Source organism: Flavobacterium sp. TC780, assembly GCF_056783245.1.
In genome coordinates this window covers 1-16,837 of sequence record NZ_JBXBAV010000059.1, presented here as the reverse complement: position 1 = coordinate 16,837, position 16,837 = coordinate 1, and the positions used below count along the sequence as shown (strand labels likewise).

18 protein-coding genes and 2 pseudogenes are annotated in these 16,837 nt (G+C 32.3%); 11 read left to right on the top strand and 9 right to left on the bottom strand.

The window, feature by feature from the left end:
• Nucleotides 1–88: 88 nt before the first annotated feature.
• The 4 genes from AC1RYN_RS05855 to AC1RYN_RS05840 all read right to left on the bottom strand — a co-directional run bounded on the left by AC1RYN_RS05855 (nucleotide 89) and on the right by AC1RYN_RS05840 (nucleotide 3,006).
• Nucleotides 89–229 carry a hypothetical protein gene (locus AC1RYN_RS05855; protein ID WP_481806198.1) on the bottom strand — a complete coding sequence of 47 codons (141 nt, stop codon included), beginning with the start codon at nucleotides 227–229 and terminating at the stop codon, nucleotides 89–91.
• 30 nt (nucleotides 230–259) lie between these two features.
• Complete coding sequence (locus AC1RYN_RS05850; RefSeq protein WP_481806197.1) at nucleotides 260–1,045, bottom strand: GSCFA domain-containing protein; 786 nt, start codon at nucleotides 1,043–1,045, stop codon at nucleotides 260–262.
• 97 nt (nucleotides 1,046–1,142) lie between these two features.
• On the bottom strand, nucleotides 1,143–1,955 hold the full coding sequence (locus AC1RYN_RS05845) for a hypothetical protein (RefSeq protein ID WP_481806196.1): 813 nt from the start codon (nucleotides 1,953–1,955) through the stop codon (nucleotides 1,143–1,145).
• A gap of 208 nt (nucleotides 1,956–2,163) precedes the next feature.
• Nucleotides 2,164–3,006, bottom strand: a complete 843-nt coding sequence (locus AC1RYN_RS05840) for a hypothetical protein (protein ID WP_481806195.1) — start codon at nucleotides 3,004–3,006, stop codon at nucleotides 2,164–2,166.
• A gap of 216 nt (nucleotides 3,007–3,222) precedes the next feature.
• Here AC1RYN_RS05840 and AC1RYN_RS05835 point away from each other — a divergent pair.
• Nucleotides 3,223–4,971: pseudogene (locus tag AC1RYN_RS05835) on the top strand (ABC transporter ATP-binding protein).
• Between the two features lie 458 nt (nucleotides 4,972–5,429).
• Here the strand turns inward: AC1RYN_RS05835 and AC1RYN_RS05830 are convergent.
• The 5 genes and pseudogenes from AC1RYN_RS05830 to alaS all read right to left on the bottom strand — a co-directional run bounded on the left by AC1RYN_RS05830 (nucleotide 5,430) and on the right by alaS (nucleotide 9,315).
• Entirely contained in the window at nucleotides 5,430–5,591 is a 162-nt protein-coding gene (locus tag AC1RYN_RS05830; RefSeq protein ID WP_481806194.1) for a hypothetical protein, read from the bottom strand.
• Nucleotides 5,592–5,661: 70 nt separating this feature from the next.
• Nucleotides 5,662–5,796 (bottom strand): hypothetical protein, encoded by a 135-nt coding sequence (locus tag AC1RYN_RS05825; protein ID WP_481806193.1) that lies wholly within the window; start codon nucleotides 5,794–5,796, stop codon nucleotides 5,662–5,664.
• A gap of 348 nt (nucleotides 5,797–6,144) precedes the next feature.
• Nucleotides 6,145–6,282, bottom strand: a complete 138-nt coding sequence (locus AC1RYN_RS05820) for a GxxExxY protein (protein ID WP_481806204.1) — start codon at nucleotides 6,280–6,282, stop codon at nucleotides 6,145–6,147.
• The gene (locus tag AC1RYN_RS05815; protein WP_481806192.1) at nucleotides 6,254–6,364 is read right to left on the bottom strand and encodes a hypothetical protein; all 111 of its coding nucleotides are present in this window, start codon (nucleotides 6,362–6,364) and stop codon (nucleotides 6,254–6,256) included. The genes AC1RYN_RS05820 and AC1RYN_RS05815 overlap by 29 nt, the downstream gene beginning before the upstream one ends.
• Nucleotides 6,365–6,673: 309 nt before the next feature.
• Nucleotides 6,674–9,315: pseudogene (gene alaS, locus AC1RYN_RS05810) on the bottom strand (alanine--tRNA ligase).
• Nucleotides 9,316–9,510: 195 nt separating this feature from the next.
• On the opposite strand from alaS, the gene AC1RYN_RS05805 reads away from it, so the two are divergent.
• The 10 genes from AC1RYN_RS05805 (at nucleotide 9,511) to AC1RYN_RS05760 (ending at nucleotide 16,814) form a co-directional block, all read left to right on the top strand.
• Nucleotides 9,511–10,488 carry a M23 family metallopeptidase gene (locus tag AC1RYN_RS05805; protein ID WP_129537404.1) on the top strand — a complete coding sequence of 326 codons (978 nt, stop codon included), beginning with the start codon at nucleotides 9,511–9,513 and terminating at the stop codon, nucleotides 10,486–10,488.
• 1 nt (nucleotide 10,489) lies between these two features.
• Nucleotides 10,490–10,822, top strand: a complete 333-nt coding sequence (locus tag AC1RYN_RS05800) for a MerR family transcriptional regulator (RefSeq protein WP_229990238.1) — start codon at nucleotides 10,490–10,492, stop codon at nucleotides 10,820–10,822.
• A 32-nt stretch (nucleotides 10,823–10,854) separates the two neighbouring features.
• Nucleotides 10,855–11,436: a LemA family protein gene (locus AC1RYN_RS05795; protein ID WP_129537402.1), complete on the top strand. Its 582-nt coding sequence runs from the start codon at nucleotides 10,855–10,857 to the stop codon at nucleotides 11,434–11,436.
• Between the two features lie 91 nt (nucleotides 11,437–11,527).
• A complete protein-coding gene (locus AC1RYN_RS05790) occupies nucleotides 11,528–11,965 on the top strand; it encodes a TPM domain-containing protein (RefSeq protein ID WP_481806191.1) in 438 nt (145 codons plus the stop codon).
• A complete protein-coding gene (locus AC1RYN_RS05785; protein WP_481806190.1) occupies nucleotides 11,965–12,765 on the top strand; it encodes a TPM domain-containing protein in 801 nt (266 codons plus the stop codon). The genes AC1RYN_RS05790 and AC1RYN_RS05785 overlap by 1 nt, the downstream gene beginning before the upstream one ends.
• 75 nt (nucleotides 12,766–12,840) lie before the next feature.
• Nucleotides 12,841–13,254, top strand: a complete 414-nt coding sequence (locus AC1RYN_RS05780) for an RrF2 family transcriptional regulator (RefSeq protein WP_481806189.1) — start codon at nucleotides 12,841–12,843, stop codon at nucleotides 13,252–13,254.
• Between the two features lie 239 nt (nucleotides 13,255–13,493).
• Nucleotides 13,494–14,645: a TonB-dependent receptor gene (locus AC1RYN_RS05775; protein ID WP_481806188.1), complete on the top strand. Its 1,152-nt coding sequence runs from the start codon at nucleotides 13,494–13,496 to the stop codon at nucleotides 14,643–14,645.
• A 199-nt stretch (nucleotides 14,646–14,844) separates the two neighbouring features.
• Nucleotides 14,845–15,147: a hypothetical protein gene (locus AC1RYN_RS05770; protein WP_481806187.1), complete on the top strand. Its 303-nt coding sequence runs from the start codon at nucleotides 14,845–14,847 to the stop codon at nucleotides 15,145–15,147.
• A 2-nt stretch (nucleotides 15,148–15,149) separates the two neighbouring features.
• Nucleotides 15,150–16,043 (top strand): TonB-dependent receptor, encoded by an 894-nt coding sequence (locus AC1RYN_RS05765; RefSeq protein ID WP_481806186.1) that lies wholly within the window; start codon nucleotides 15,150–15,152, stop codon nucleotides 16,041–16,043.
• Nucleotides 16,044–16,502: 459 nt separating this feature from the next.
• Entirely contained in the window at nucleotides 16,503–16,814 is a 312-nt protein-coding gene (locus AC1RYN_RS05760) for a DUF2490 domain-containing protein (protein ID WP_481806185.1), read from the top strand.
• Nucleotides 16,815–16,837: the final 23 nt, after the last annotated feature.

Here is a 16,837-nt window from a genome sequence, read left to right as displayed (position 1 = left end):
AATACTTTATATAATTATTTAAAGTTATTCTAGAATTAAGGACTATTGTAAGTATATATTTACTTAAAACTCAAAACAAAGAACGTGTTTAAAACTTAATATCAGGCCATTTTTCTTCTATCCTTTTTATTTTACTATTTAACTTAGATAAGAATGTACGGTGCTGTTCAGAATCTGGATTAAAACTTCGATGAGAAAGTCCTTTTTGTATTTCGGATATATCATTCATTACAGTAATTCCTTCTTTAGAAATGTATTTTCACTTAAATCTTTCCCAGATATAATCGATAGCAATTTGATTGGGATGTAACATATCTTCTGCATAAAATCGATAATCACGAAGTTCATCCATCATGATTTCATAGGAAGGGAAATATCCAGTTTGCAGTTTACAGTTTACAGTATTCAGAGTATTGTGCAAAGAAGAAATCAAATTGGACTTACTCCATTGATTCTCTACAAAACCATCTTTTATATGACGAACTGGAGATACCGTAAAAATGATTTTCACTTCTGGGTTTATTGAAGCAATCAAGTCTATAGTATTCTTAATACTTTCTTTGATTATCTCAATTGACAAAAGTTCTTTTGAAAATTGTTTTTGTGGTACTTTATGACAATTAGCAACTACTGCGTTACTCTCTTTTACACGATACACCCAAGAAGTTCCATAGGTTATAATAATATGAGTTGCTTCGGTTAATTCTTGATGTGCCTTTTTAATAATCTGATTGAGATTATGAATCAAATCTTCTTTATTCGCATTACTTAAATCGGAATGTACATCAAACGAGTGCCAGCGTTCATTATAAAAGAACACATCCTTTTCTGTAAATGTCTTCTGCAAAACCGCAAAACTTATTAATTTTTCAATAGCCAAAGGATGAAATAAAATTCCTAATGGATTGCAACTATTATTGAACTTAAAATAATCTAATTTCTCGGCCATATTTACAGCAAAACAAGAACCTAATGACAATACTTTAGAATTATAATCAATCGGATTATTACTTTGTGAAATAGGTACAGGAGTTCTGAATTGCATATTTTGAAGTTTTAAACAAATTTCAATCATTTTCTACAAACAAAAAAACCAAATACAGAAGTATTTGGCTTTTTAAATAATTAAAAAAATGGATTAATTAATATGTATATTCAATCTCGTATTCGATTGATTTACCTCCACCATCAAATGACGTATGTCTTTTTGGATATCCATTATCATCATAAATATAAGTAGTTATATAAACTGAAGGATTTGAAAACTCATCACTTGTTCTTGTTATTTTGATAACATTATTCTTTCCACAATCATCGACTTCATCAAGCAATAAACTAAATCCTAAAATATTTTTTAAAGGATTTTTTTTAGTATCATACTCATAAACTCTTATTCCATTATCAAAACTATTACTAATATTGTTCGTCTCACTCTTAATAAGGTTTCCATCTTTGTAAGTTAATTTTCCTGTACCTTGTTTTTTTTCTACTTGCGTAATCGAGTCAACATCATACACTATATAAGAAATAGTTCCGTCTTGATTGTGCGCATAAATGGTTTTAGTAATATATCCATTAGGTCGATCCTCAGAAATATCCTCTTTGAAAATTCTGGTTTTTAACTTTCCATTTTCATATATATACACAACCTCTTTATCTTTAACTTCTTTTCCTTGTGTATTTATACTAAATTGTTCTTGTTTTGTGATAAGATTACCATCATAAGTATAGGTTGTTTTTGATTTCTCATCAACAATGCTCAGAATTTTGTTTCCACTATAAGCAATGGTGCTTTTTCTATCAAAACGCGAAAAAGACGGAAAGCTATACGAAATTGTTTTAGGTAGAATTGATATTTCCTCTATAGGAAGTGTAGGTGACAAATCATCATTATCTGATGAACACGAACTTAAAACAAATAATGATGCAGTAAATAAGTAAAGTAATTTTTTCATGTATAAATTTCTTTTTTCGGCAAATTAAACGAAACCAAAGCTAATTACCTAGTAATACAGGCTTATTTTTAACAATAAAAACCTTGAGTTTTATTTAATTAGCATAGGAGTACTGAATTATATAATTTGAAGTTTGCATCCATTTTACAAACAAAAAAGCCAAATACAGAAGTATTTGGCTTTTTAAATAATTAAAAAAATGGATTAATTAATATGTGTATTCGTTTATCAAATTGACAGTTACACCATCTTTTTTGTAATTAGTAATTTTTGTTGGGTATCCCTTCTCATCATAAACCAACTCCCTTTTGTAAACATTTGGCTCAGCACTAACAGTATGCGAAGCTGTATATTTTACAGTATTATTAACAGAACTCATAGATCCTTCTCCTTCACTATGATCTATTAATAAACTAAACCCTAAAATATTTTTTAAAGGATTATTTTTATTATCGTATTCATATGTAGCTGTAAAAACACTATTTGTTTCGCTATTTGTTTCTACACTTTTAACTAAATTCCCATTTGTATAAGTAAGAACTTCAACATAATTACTTTTTTCTTCTATTCCAGTAGCATAATCTGTCTTATAAACCTCTCTTTTAACTGTACCATCAATATTGTGACTAAATACTGTTCTCCTTTTATATTGTCCATTAGGGAAATCTGTCGAGTAAGCCTCAGTATATGATGATTCTACTAGTTTACCATTTACATAAGAATAAACTGTTACATCGCTTATTACATCTTTGCCAGGTATGCTCTCAGTATCATAATTAATTTCTTTTACAATAAAATTACCATCATACGTATAATCTGTTCTTCCTGCCTCATCTTTGATACTCAAAATTTTATTCCCATTATATGTAGATATATATGTAGCATTTTCAGATGAATTTTCTATATCCATATATTTCAATATTTTAGGAAGAACTACACTAACATCTCCAACAGAATCATCAACAGAACCAACAGAATTATCATCTTTATCATTTGAACAAGACGCTAAAACTAAAGTCAAAGCACTAAATAGGCATAAAAAATTTTTCATAAATAAATTTGTAGGTTTATAATTTGCGCAAAAGTATCCTTTTAAAAAACCTAACACAAACTATTGAAGGCCTTTTTTCTATCATGAATTAAGAGATGTTTTAACATATAACAAATCAGTAATTAAACTAAAAATCACAATTTTAACACCTTAAACCAACAGCACAAAGCCATTCAATTCACTACTTTTGCATCTCTTTTAAATTAATATTCACATATGAAATTACTATATTCCTATATAATCAAACATAAAATGGTCTTCTGTTTTTAGCCTTGGTTATGGCCACTATAAACATCTGTTTCAGCTTATCCGATTCTGTAATTACGGGTAAATTAATGCAAGATTGCGGTGTGGGATTAGCCAAATACAAAGGGAATGAGATTGGTTTTATTAAATCTGTAGCTTTTTGGCTTGGTCTTTCACTTGGTGCGGCAATGATCTCCAGAATTACTAAAAACTTCCAGGATTATTTTACCAATGTTGTTATCCAGCGAACTGGTGCTCAAATGTATACTGATGGTATTAAAAAATCACTCGATTTACCTTTTGCAGAATTCGAAGACCAGCGTAGCGGTGAAACGTTAAGCAAACTAACCAAAGTACGTTCTGATTCTGAAAAATTAATTACACTTTCAATTTCTCTAATTTTTCAAACTGTTATCGGATTCATATTTGTAATTATTTATGTTGCCCGAATTGATTATCGCATTTCTATAATATTCTTAATTACTGCGCCAATTATAGCCTTAGTAAGTTCCTATTTAGGAAAAAAGATAAAAATTGTTTCTCGAAAAATTGTAAATCAAACCAATGCTTTGGCTGGTTCTACTACCGAAAGTCTAAGAAATATCGAACTTGTAAAAAGCCTTGGATTAACGTATCAGGAAGAAAAACGTTTGAATTTAAACACCTTTAAAATTCTGCAATTGGAATTGCAAAAAATCCGTTTCATCAGAAGTTTAAGTTTTATTCAAGGTACAACCGTTCACTTTTTAAGAACTTGTGTCGTTTTTACGCTGTATTATTTCTTGTTTGGACAAAAAATAATTGTGGGAGATTTACTAACTATGGTATTCTTTACTTTTTTATTTTGGACCTTTGCAAGAATTAGGAAACTTTATAATTGCCCTTAATGAAACCAAGGTTTCTATGGAAAATTTCAAAACCTTGTTAAGCGCTCCAAAAGAATTTGGTCCAAAAAATCCAAAACATGTTGGAGCCATTCGCTCATTACTTTTTTCGAATGGTAAGTTTCCAACATAAAACAGCTAAGTTCAAAGCGGTAGAGAACATTAATTTCGATATTAAACAAGGGGAAACCGTAGCTTTTGTAGGTCCGTCAGGTTCAGGAAAAACAACTTTAGTAAAATTATTGGTTGGATTATATACACCCGCTCAAGGAAAAAGTTCTTTATAATGATATCGATTCTACCGAAATTGATTTATTAGATTTAAGAAAGCAATTGGGATTTGTAACTCAGGATGCACAATGATTCTCTGGGACAATTCGTGAAAATTTATTGTTTGTAAGACCATCAGCTACAGACGCAGATTTGTATGATGCTTTGAAAAGAGCCAGCTGTGAAAAGCTACTGCAACGTGCCGAAGACAGCTTAAACACAACAATTGGTGAAGGCGGAATTAAGGTTTCAGGTGGAGAAAAACAACGCCTATCGATTGCTCGTGCCATTTTAAGAAACCCTAATTTGTTAATTTTTGACGAAGCAACTTCTGCATTAGATTCTTATCACCGAAGAAGAAATCAATACTACAATTAGAAATATATCGGACAAAACAGGATTACAGTTTTAATTGCACACCGTTTATCTACTGTAATGCATGCTGATAAAATATTTCTTACTAGAGCAAGGTAAAATTATTGAGCAAGGTAAACACCATGATTTAGTACTCGAAAAAGGATTGTATTATGCCATGTGGCGCCAACAAATTGGTGAACGTAAATAATTAATATAGAGCTTATACATTGAAAAATAATTATTTATTCTTCATTTATTTTCAAACAAAAAAGGCCAGATACAAAATTGCATCTGGCCTAGTAATAAATTGTACTAAAATCTTAGATTATTGGTAGAAATACTGTGTAGTAATTTTACCATCCTCTGAAGTTTCAACACTAGTTGGCAGGATAATTATCTGTATTATATGTATAAGTGTAACTAGCCGATAGTTCTGCGCCAGAGGTATCAGTAAAGAGTATTATGCAAAATTCCATCTGCTTCTCCATCAACAAAAGCAATTTTATCCATCCTAGAAAATATTTTTAGAAGGATTATTTTTTGTATCATAAGTATATTTATGATTAGGTGAGTTTGTACTAGTAATTTCAGCTACTTCACCGTTTAAAAAAAGTAATTTTTCTTGTTGCGTTCTCTTTTGTTTGTGTTTTACTATCTCCAATATATTCAAAGTACAGAAATAGAACCATCTGCATTGTGTGTATAAACTTCTTTATTGCCTAAATCTTCAATTGGATCTATTCTTTTAAAAATAACTAACTTACCTTTATCATTATACTCATATGAATTTACTTGTTCTACACTACCATCAGCAAGTTTAAATTCCATTTCTGGTAATTAAATTTCCAGCATATGTATAATAAATTCCCTCTTTTGAATTATTATATATTTCACATAACTAACTTATTTCCATCATAAGTATTTTAGTTATTGTTCTAGTTACACCATTATCATATTTCTCAATCATCTTTTTTAAGATAATCTGACCAACAGGTGTAGGCACATCATCTATAATTTCATCTTCTCTGGTCACATCGCTTGAACAAGAAGCCAGTACTAATAAAGCACTAAAAAGGCAAAGTAGGTTTTTTTCATTTTTTTTTAACAAGTTATATATTAATAATAATCAGTAAATATAAATCAAAAATTAACAAATAACCCAACAAAAAGTTACTTAAACACAACGAAAAGCTAAAAAAAATAAAAATTATAATCAACTATCATAATGAATTTGGTTTATGATAAAAAGGTTTATGTAATACATCAAAATAAATTATGAAATAAAGTAACTCTAATAATAATCTCGCAAAGACGCTAAGTCGCAATTTTTATATTGCTAAACTTATTCACAACTTCTTAAAAATATTTAAAGAGCTAAAACTCAAAGATTACTAACAACTCTCGTAATACCAACTTTTATAATTGGAACATTAAATTTTATTAATAACCCTAATTTCATTTTAGTTATTCGAAGATAGGTTAAGACTTGTTTAGCATGAACATTTGTAACTTGTTCTATTGATTTTATTTCTAGAGATAACTTTATTCTCTACTATTAAATCTGTTCTAAACCCTATGTCTAAACAAATCCCGTCCCACACAACAGGAAGTGGCTTTTGTCTTTCTACAAATAAACCTCGTTTTATTAACTCATGAGTTCAATATTGATTCATATACTGATTCTAATAAACCTTACGAAATTTTACATGTATTTTATAACACACATCAACCACTATCGCTGAAATTTCATTTTCTGTCATTTTATATCTTTCCTATAAAAACAAAGAAAAAACCTACATTAAAAAATTTTAAACAAAAAAATCTCGCAAAGATGTTAGCCTCAAGGTTAAAAAAACTTTGCGACTTAGCGTCTTTGCGAGAGATATAAAAAGGTTTAGAGCCTTAAATTCTTACTTCACATACTCAATAGCTTTTGCTAAAGCTTCTGGAATTCCATCTGCATTTTTACCTCCAGCAGTTGCAAAGAAGGGTTGTCCTCCTCCTCCACCTTGGATATATTTACCTAATTCACGAACAACTAGTCCTGCATTAAGTTTTTTATCTGCAACTAATTCTTTAGAGATATAACATGTTAGCATCGGCTTTCCTTCTTCGGCTGTAGCCAAAAGTAAAAATAAATTAGTTCCTAAATTTCCAAGTTCATAAACTAAATCTTTAGCTCCTTCTGGAGATAAATCAACTTGTTTTGCCAAGAACTGTACTCCATTTATTTCCTGTAATTCCTTAGCCAGATCTCCTTTCATATTTTTAGCTTTATCTTTCAATAAAGATTCCAACTGCTTTTTAAGTTTAGCATTTTCATCTTGCAACGAAATAACTGCCTTTATAGGATCTTGTGCATTTTTTAAAACTGCATTTATCTCTTTTAATTTCTCAGCTTGACTTGCAAAATATTCTTTTACAGCTCCTGAAGTTATTGCTTCGATACGGCGAATTCCAGATGCAACTGCTCCTTCACTCACAATCTTAAAGTACCAAATATCAGCTGTATTATTTACGTGAATTCCACCACATAATTCCATACTATCACCAAATTTGATTGCACGTACGTGATCTCCATATTTCTCACCAAACAAAGCCATTGCACCTTCCTGAACAGCTTGTTCAAATGGTACATTTCTTCTCTCTATTAATGGCAATTGCTCTTGGATTCTTGCGTTTACAAAGTCTTCAACTTGCTGTAATTCTTCGTCAGTTACTTTTGAGAAATGAGAAAAGTCAAATCTTAAATATTTCGGACTTACCAATGATCCTTTTTGCTCTACATGCGTTCCTAAAATAGTACGCAATGCCTGATGCATTAAGTGTGTCGCTGAGTGATTTGAAGCAGAGCTTTTTCTTGTACTTACATCCACATAAGCTTTAAAAGTCTCTGATAGATTATTTGGGATTTCTTTAGCAAAATGTATAATTACATTATTTTCTTTCTTAGTATCAATAATATAAATTACATCTCCGTTACTTGTCTCAAAATACCCTTTATCACCTACTTGACCTCCACCTTCTGGATAAAAAGGCGTCATGTTAAATACGATTTGATAAATTTCTCCATCCTTAGCGCTCTCCACTTTACGGTAACGAGTAATTTTAACCATCGCTTCAGTACGGTCATATCCTATGAATTCTTCATCTTCATCATCAATCAAAATTTGCCAATCTCCTGCTTTAACTTTTGAAGCAGCACGAAAACGCTCTTTTTGTTTTTGCAATTCTGATTCAAAACCCGCTTCGTCTAATTTAAATCCTTTTTCAGATAGAATCAAAGCTGTTAAATCAATTGGAAAACCATAAGTATCATATAATTCGAATGCTTTTTTCCCCTGAAATAACTTTATCGCTATTATTTGCAATAATATTATCTAGTAATACCAATCCTTGGTCAAGTGTACGTAAAAAAGAATTTTCTTCTTCACGAATTACATTTGCACAAAGTTCTTTTTGTAATTTAATTTCTGGAAATGAAACACCCATTTGTGTGCTTAGCGTATCTACCAACTTATAAATAAAAGGCTCTTTAGTATCCAAAAAAGTAAATCCATAACGAATAGCACGACGCAATATTCTACGTATTACATATCCTGCTCCTGTGTTTGATGGTAATTGTCCATCGGCAATTGCAAATGCAACAGCACGAACGTGATCTACTACTACACGAATCGCAATATTCGTTTTATTTTGCTCTTCACTAATATTTTTAACTTCATCAGAAGTATATTTAAAACCTGTAATTTGTTCTACTTTTTCAATAAGCGGTGTAAAAACATCCGTATCATAATTAGACGTTTTTCCTTGTAATGCCATACACAAACGCTCAAATCCCATTCCGGTATCAACGTGCTGTGCAGGAAGTTTTTCAAGAGATCCATCGGCTTTACGGTTGAATTCCATGAATACATTATTCCAGATTTCTACCACTTGTGGGTGGTCGTTATTTACTAAACTCTTTCCTGAAACTTCTGCTTTCTCTTCCTCTGTACGTAAATCAACATGAATTTCTGAACACGGCCCACATGGTCCCTGATCGCCCATTTCCCAAAAGTTATCCTTTTTATTTCCAAGAATAATTCGATCTTCATCGATTAGAGTCTTCCAAATATCCCATGCTTCCTGATCAAACGGAACATTACTCTTCTTTGCTTCCTTCAAAAACAGAAACATAAAGATTTTCCTTTGGAATTTTATAAACTTCAGTCAATAATTGCCATGCCCAATTAATTGCTTCTTTCTTGAAATAATCTCCAAAAGACCAATTTCCAAGCATTTCAAACATCGTATGGTGGTACGTATCAAAACCAACATCTTCAAGATCATTATGTTTTCCTGAAACACGAAGACATTTTTGCGTGTCGGCTATTCTAGGACTTTTGGGCGTTGCGTTTCCTAAAAAATATTCTTTAAACTGGGCCATTCCCGAATTATTGAACATTAAGGTTGGGTCGTCTTTAAGAACAATTGGAGCAGATGGAACTATTAAATGCTCTTTACTCTGAAAAAAGTCTAAAAATTGCTTACGTACGTCTTGTGATTTCATATTTAAATTTGAAAATGTGCCAATTTGAAAATGTGTCAATTATGATAGATAACACCGTTTTTAATTCTCTGATTTATAAATTATCTGATTGACTAATTATTTTATTATTGAAAAAAGGGCAGAACAACTGAAACAATTTATTAAATTTGTTCGACTAACATTTTTACAATGTGCAAAAATAGGGTATTTTAAAATATGGCGAAAGTAAAATATTATTACGATTCGGAAAATTTGGCCTACCGAAAAATAAAAACTAAAAAAAGGACTAAATTTGGCTTTGTTGTCTTGTTTTTAGTGGCTTCTACATTATTTGGCTTTTTGGCTTTTGTAATATTGTTGAACACTCCTTACTTTGAAACTCCAAAAGACCGTTTACAAGCTCGTGAAATTGAAAATTTAAAGTTGAATTATTCCATTTTAAATAAAAAAATGGATCAAATTGATGCTGTCGTTGAGAGTCTTGAGGAACGTGACAATAATTTATACAGAGTTTATTTTAATAAAAAAGAAATTCCAGATTCAATACGAAAAGCAGGTTTTTCGAGAATCGAAAGATATAAAGCTTTGGAGGGTTACAATAATTCGCAATTAGTAATTAAAACGACTAAAAGAATTGATGTACTTTCTAAACAATTAGCAATACAATCGAGATCATTAGATGAAATTTTGAAACTAGCGAGTGCCAAAGAAGATTTATTATCTGCAATCCCTGCCATTCAGCCAGTACAGAATGAAAATTTAAAACGTATGGTTTCAGGTTTTGGTTACAGAACAGATCCTTTTACCAAAGTGCGCAAAATGCATGAAGGTATGGACTTTACGGCCAAAGTAGGGACTCCGGTTTATGCTACTGGAGATGGTGTCATAGATAGAGCGGATAATAACGCCTCCGGTTTTGGGAATCACGTTGTAATTAGGCACGGTTTTGGCTACGAAACTTTATATGCCCATTTAAGCAAATACAACTGCCGACCTGGACAAAGAGTAAAGCGTGGTGACGTTATAGGTTATGTAGGAAGCACTGGAAGATCTGAAGGACCTCATTGTCATTATGAAGTTCATAAAGATGGTAAAGTAGTAAACCCGCTTAATTTTTATTATGGAAATATTTCAGCAGTAGAATATGTTGCCATTTCACAATTAGCAAACCAAGAAAATCAATCATTAGATTAAAATGCATATAGAATTACAACCTGATAAACGATATTATAGCATTGGCGAAATTGCCAAAGCATTTAATGTGAATGCATCTTTGATACGGTTTTGGGATGGAGAATTTGACATTCTTAAGCCAAAAAAAAATGCTAAAGGCAACAGAATGTTCACGCCTGAGGATGTAAAAAACCTGCAGCTAATCTTTCACTTGGTCAAAGAGCGTGGCTTTACACTCGAAGGAGCCAAAACTCATTTAAAAGAAGGACAAAAGAAAACATTAGATAAATTCGAAATAATACGTAAATTAGAGACGATTAAAAAAGAATTAATAGAAATTAAAAACGAATTGTAACAATCAATTATTAAACTTAAAATTAGAAAAATATGAAAAAATGGTTAATCCCTGTAGGAATTATTATTGCATTGATCGCTATTATAGCTTTTTGGTCTATCGGAATTAAAAATACTGGTTTAAAATATAACCAAGCCGTTAATAAAGAATGGGGAAATGTACAAACTGCTTACCAAAGACGTAATGACCTTATCGGGAATTTAGTAAATACAGTAAAAGGTGCTGCAGATTTTGAAAAATCAACATTGACTGCTGTGATCGAAGCACGTGCAAAAGCTACGTCTGTTACAATTGACCCAAGCAATGTTACTCCAGAACAATTAGCACAATTTAATCAGGCTCAAAGTGGAGTTTCCTCTTCATTATCAAAATTATTAGTATCTGTAGAAAGATATCCTGATTTAAAAGCTAACCAAAATTTCTTAAAATTACAAGACGAATTGGCTAGTACAGAAAATCAAATTCTTACTGCAAGAACCCGTTTCAATGAATCTGTACAAGAATATAACGGATACATCCTTTCTATTCCTAATAAATGGTTCTTAGATTACAAAGAAAAACCATATTTTGAAGCTGTTACAGGAGCTGATAAACCTGTTGAAGTAAAATTCTAAAGAAGTTTATACCTTATAATAAATGATTTTCGATTGTAGAACCAATTTCTACAATCGAAAATCATTACTATCCATTCAAAAAATAATTTCAATGTCAAAAGTAGAAGATTTTTTAACCAAGGGAGAAGAAGAAGCAATTGTTGAAGCTATTCGCGTGGCCGAAAAAAACACTTCTGGCGAAATTAGAGTTCATATAGAAAAATCAACTTCTAAAGCTCATTTTGATAGGGCTTTGGAAGTTTTTCATGAATTAAAAATGGACGAAACACAACTTCAAAATGGTGTTTTAATATATGTAGCTGTAGATGACAAACAATTTGTTATTTGCGGAGACAAAGGAATAAATGATGTTGTACATCCTACCTTTTGGGATTCTACCAAAGAAGCGATGTTAACACAATTTAAACAACAAAATTTCAAGCAAGGACTTATTGACGGTATCTTGGTAGCAGGTGAACAATTAAAAAAATATTTTCCTGCAACTGCTGACGATACTAACGAATTATCAAACGAAATATCTAAAGGATAATGATTACACCCAAACTAAATACCTCGATTTTCCTAAAATTAATCGTTTGTCTATTCTTTACCCAAATAGGTTTTGCTCAATTTACAATTCCTGAAAAACCAAAATTTCAGACTTCTGTTTACGATTATGCAAATGTTTTAAGCCCTGCAGAAAAAACACAATTAGAAGAAAAGCTTATTCGTTATTCGGATTCTACTACTACTCAAATTGTAGTTGTTACCATTGAAAGCCTAAAAGGTGAAGATGTTAGTCAACTTGCCACCAAATGGGCGCATACTTGGGGATTAGGTCAAGCAAAAGAAGACAACGGAGTTATTATTTTGGTTGCAAAATCAGAACGTAAAATTGCTATTAACCCTGGATACGGTCTTGAAGATAGGTTAACTGCTGGTATTGGAGGTGAAATCATCAGAAACATTATCATTCCTGAATTTAAAGCAGGAAGTTACTACAAAGGTCTCGATAAAGGAGCCGATGCTCTTTTTGATGTCTTTAAAGGCAAATATAAAGGAAGCCGAAAACAGGCAGCTGAAGGACAAGATTTTCCTTTTTTCATTTTCATTATAATTATCGCTATTGTCATATTTCTTATATCAAGAAATAAAGGCGGAGGTGGAAACTCTGGAAATCATGGTGGTGGAGGCCCTAGCCTACTAGACGTTATCATTTTAAGTAATCTTGGTCGCAGTGGCGGAGGTGGATTTGGAGGCTTTGGCGGTGGATCATCTGGCGGCGGTGGATTTGGCGGAGGCTTTGGTGGAGGCGGATTTTCTGGTGGAGGTTCTAGCGGAAGCTGGTAATTTTTAGCTTTCAGTGACAGTTACGAGTCACAGTTTAAAAACTTATAATATATTTGCAATTCATAATTTATAATAATGTTATCACATAAAGCCAAATATGCACTTAAAGCATTACTTTATTTAGCGGAGCAAGACGAAAATCACATTTCTAAAACTATAGAAATTGCTGAGGGTGCCAATATTCCTAAAAAATTTTTAGAGCAAATTTTACTTGATCTAAAAAGAGGTCATTTTGTGAGCAGTAAGCAAGGAAAATACGGTGGTTATTATCTTGTAAAATCTAAAAATGATATTACCCTAGCCGAAATTCATCGTCTTTTTGATGGTGCAATTGCACTTTTACCTTGCGCATCTTTAAACTTTTACGAGCCTTGCTCCGATTGTAAAACCGAGTCAGAATGCCACTTAAGACATGGCTTAATGCTTATTCGAGATAAAACATTACAAGCAATGCAAGGGATTACAATAGCCTCATTAGTGGAAAAATAAAAAAATATATTTTAAACTCTATTAATTATGTAGAATTTATATATATTTGCCAAAAATAAACACACTAATTAAAACCAACCCTATGAAATTACGTAAAAGAATCCTTGTTGTAAAAACAAGTCGATTACAGAGTAGCATCCCAAAATTTATTGAAAAAAACAATAACAGCCTTATTATGTGTATGTGTTAGTAAAAAAAATTTAATTTAAATTCTACTAATTACATATACTTAATATAAAATGAAAAAATCTATAAAAAATACATTTACAGTACTACTAGTTTTAACCTTCTCAGTCTCATTTGCACAAAATATCGAAGGTGTTGTTACAAACAGCGAAAACATCCCATTAGAAGCCGCTAACATTGTCATAAAAGGAACAACTTCTAACACAATTACAGATCAAAATGGAAAATTCTCCTTTGAATCTAAAGGAAAACTTCCGTTAACACTCTTAGTTCAATATGTAGGATACAAACTTGCAGAAATAGAAATTACAGAATTACCAATATCGGCCCCATTACTAATAACGCTAAACGAAGAAAATGCTCTTATAGAAGTTGTCGTTTCCTCAAGACGCCGAATAGAAAGAGCACAAGATGTTCCTATTGCAGTATCTGTTATAACAGGTAAGCAAGCAGAACAAACAGGTGCTTTCAATGTTAATCGTATAAAAGAACTAGTTCCATCAGTGCAGTTATATTCATCGAATCCTAGAAATACAGGTATTAATATTCGAAGCTTGGGTTCTCCTTTTGGACTTACAAATGACGGGATCGATCCTGGAGTAGGTTTTTATGTTGATGGCGTATATTATGCACGTCCAGCAGCTACAACTCTTGATTTTATCGATGTAGAACAAATCGAGGTATTACGAGGACCTCAAGGATCTTTGTTTGGTAAAAACACTACTTCTGGAGCATTCAACATTACTACTCGTAAACCAAGTTTTACTTCGGGTGCCGATTTTGAAGTTAGTTACGGAAATTATGCTTTCTTACAAGCCAAAGCATCGGTAACAGGAGCTTTAAGCAGTAAAATTGCAGGACGTTTATCATTCTCAGGTACGCAACGTGATGGTTTAATTGATAATATTGTAACTGGCAGAGCCACAAACACATTAAACAATCAAGGAATTAGAGGGCAATTACTATATGCTCCATCAGAAAACACTAATATTGTCCTTGCTGCAGATATTACCACGCAGCGACCAGATGGATATGCTCAGGTAGTTGCTGGTGTTGCTCCAACACAAAGAGCTGCTTATCGCCAATTTAATGCAATTATTGCTGATTTAAATTACAAACTTCCGACTTTGAATGCATTTGACCGTAAAATTGACCAAGATACCCCATGGCGTTCTGGACAAGATTTAGGAGGTATATACTCTTAATGTTGATTCAAAAATTGGAAATGGTACTCTTACCTCTACTACAGCATGGCGTTTTTGGAACTGGGATCCATCAAACGATAGAGATTTTACAGGATTACAAGTACTTGCAAAATCTCAAAATCCTACTAGACAAACACAAATAACACAAGAAATTCGTTATGCAGGACAGCTTTCATCTAAAATAAGCGGTGTTGTAGGGGTGTTTTTTATTGATCAAACATCAAAAACAAACGGAACTGAAGAATCTGGGAATGCACAATGGAGATTTTCTCAAAGTTCTACCAGCCCATTATGGAAAACTCCAGGCCTTTTTGAAGGATATGGTATAAAAACTGATGCTAGAATTAGATCATCTAGTGCTGCTGTATTTGGGCAATTAGATTGGGCAATTACAGATCGTTTGCATGTACTTCCTGTGTACGCTATAATTTTGACAAAAAAGAAGCTGATTACTCTCGTACAACTTACGGAGGTCTTCAAACTACTGATCCAGCATTGCTAGCATTGAAAAAAACTGTTTATAGTGACCAAGCATTTACATCTGATACTGATAATACAGACTTTTCTGGAAACTTAACTATAACCTTTAAAGCTTCGGATAAAATCAATGCATATGCTACTTATGCAAAAAGCTATAAACCAGTTGGTGTAAACGTAGCTGGACTTCCAACTGACTCAAAAGGACAGCCATTACTTGATCTGGCTGTAATCAAACCAGAAAAAGTGAATCATTATGAAATAGGAATAAAAACATCACCTTTCAAAAATTCAATATTCAACTTAGCATTCTTTAATACTGATATCAAAGACTTTCAAACGAATGTTCAGGCGGCAGAATTAGGTGTTAACCGCGGGTATCTTGCTAACGCAGATAAAGTACGTGTAAGAGGTGCTGAACTAGATGCCAGTTTTATAATTAGCAGTCACCTAACCATAAATGGTGCTGCCACTTATACTGATGGTAAATATGTTAAATTCACTAATGCACCACTTCCACTAGAAGAAACTGGAGCTCCAGTAGCATTCAAAGATGTTTCTGGAACAGCTTTACCAGGCGCTTCTAAATGGGCAGGGTCATTAGGAGGTGAGCTTTCTGATAAAGCTAAATTTTTCGGAAATGTTGGTAAAATCTTCTTAGCAATCGATTCTTATGCTCGTTCTGAATTTTCATCAAGCCCTTCTGCTTCTAAATATTTAGTTGTTCCGGGTTATGCAATTTTTAACGCTCGTTTAGGTTTCCGTGCATCCGAAGGTTTGTCTGTTCAGTTTTGGGGACGTAACATTTTAAACAAAGATTACTATGAGCAATTATTGCCTGCAGGTGGAAACACAGGACAATATGCTGGAGTATTAGGTGATCAAAGAACCTATGGAGTTACTTTAAAGTATTCTCTATAACCCTAAACACATTCATTAAAAGCTATTAACTGGGACAAATTTTAAATAACTTGTCCCAGTTTTTTATTTAGAGTTCTATTGAAACGCGAAGATTATCTCAAAAAAGGAACGCGGATGGCGCAGATTTACTAAAGTAAAGACGCGGATAAAAACGGATTTTTAGAATAATTTTCAAATCCTTTTAATCTGTGGCAAAAAAATTAACCGCAAAGAGTTCACAAAGATTTACGCAAAGAATGCAAAGTTTTTAATCGTTTTAATCATCCAAATCTTCGGCAGTAAAAAGAGAATACGTGTAAAAAGAAAATCCGTTTTTTATCCGCGTTTTCGCCCGAGCGAATACGTATAATCCGTGTTCCCTTTTTCTCTGATAGCATCCAAATCACAAAATCAAACTAAAAGCCGATTTATAATTGACATCATTTGTATATATTCGCAACCTGAATTTATAACAACTGAATGAAATCCTGCAGATTACTTTTTATTCTTGCACTTACAAGTCAAATATTGGCAGGACAAACCAAAAAAAATATCGACCAACAAACCCTCGCTTGGATTAGATATTACAATATAATACCATTAACACTAAAGTGGTCACTCCATTCAGAATTTGATAATCGAAGCTTTATTAATCCTATTCATGAAAATCTATGGGTTTTAAGAACTCAGGCAAGATACCGAACCAATAAAAACATCGATTTAGGCGGAGGATTTGCTTATTTTCATGTCAACACCCAAGACCCAAATGTTGATCAGGTGCTGCCTCCCTAACAACAGGAGCATGTATTAACCTT

What these genes read in the sequence shown, in the direction of transcription:
- AC1RYN_RS05760 (WP_481806185.1), top strand. Translation starts at nt 16,503, where the DNA reads ATGAAATCCTGCAGATTACTTTTTATTCTTGCACTTACAAGTCAAATA.
- AC1RYN_RS05790 (WP_481806191.1), top strand. Translation starts at nt 11,528, where the DNA reads ATGTCAAAAGTAGAAGATTTTTTAACCAAGGGAGAAGAAGAAGCAATT.
- AC1RYN_RS05800 (WP_229990238.1), top strand. Translation starts at nt 10,490, where the DNA reads ATGCATATAGAATTACAACCTGATAAACGATATTATAGCATTGGCGAA.
- AC1RYN_RS05840 (WP_481806195.1), bottom strand. Translation starts at nt 3,006, where the DNA reads ATGAAAAATTTTTTATGCCTATTTAGTGCTTTGACTTTAGTTTTAGCG.
- AC1RYN_RS05780 (WP_481806189.1), top strand. Translation starts at nt 12,841, where the DNA reads ATGTTATCACATAAAGCCAAATATGCACTTAAAGCATTACTTTATTTA.
- AC1RYN_RS05855 (WP_481806198.1), bottom strand. Translation starts at nt 229, where the DNA reads ATGAATGATATATCCGAAATACAAAAAGGACTTTCTCATCGAAGTTTT.
- AC1RYN_RS05830 (WP_481806194.1), bottom strand. Translation starts at nt 5,591, where the DNA reads ATGGAATTTAAACTTGCTGATGGTAGTGTAGAACAAGTAAATTCATAT.
- AC1RYN_RS05850 (WP_481806197.1), bottom strand. Translation starts at nt 1,045, where the DNA reads ATGCAATTCAGAACTCCTGTACCTATTTCACAAAGTAATAATCCGATT.
- AC1RYN_RS05845 (WP_481806196.1), bottom strand. Translation starts at nt 1,955, where the DNA reads ATGAAAAAATTACTTTACTTATTTACTGCATCATTATTTGTTTTAAGT.
- AC1RYN_RS05775 (WP_481806188.1), top strand. Translation starts at nt 13,494, where the DNA reads ATGAAAAAATCTATAAAAAATACATTTACAGTACTACTAGTTTTAACC.
- AC1RYN_RS05795 (WP_129537402.1), top strand. Translation starts at nt 10,855, where the DNA reads ATGAAAAAATGGTTAATCCCTGTAGGAATTATTATTGCATTGATCGCT.
- AC1RYN_RS05785 (WP_481806190.1), top strand. Translation starts at nt 11,965, where the DNA reads ATGATTACACCCAAACTAAATACCTCGATTTTCCTAAAATTAATCGTT.
- AC1RYN_RS05805 (WP_129537404.1), top strand. Translation starts at nt 9,511, where the DNA reads ATGGCGAAAGTAAAATATTATTACGATTCGGAAAATTTGGCCTACCGA.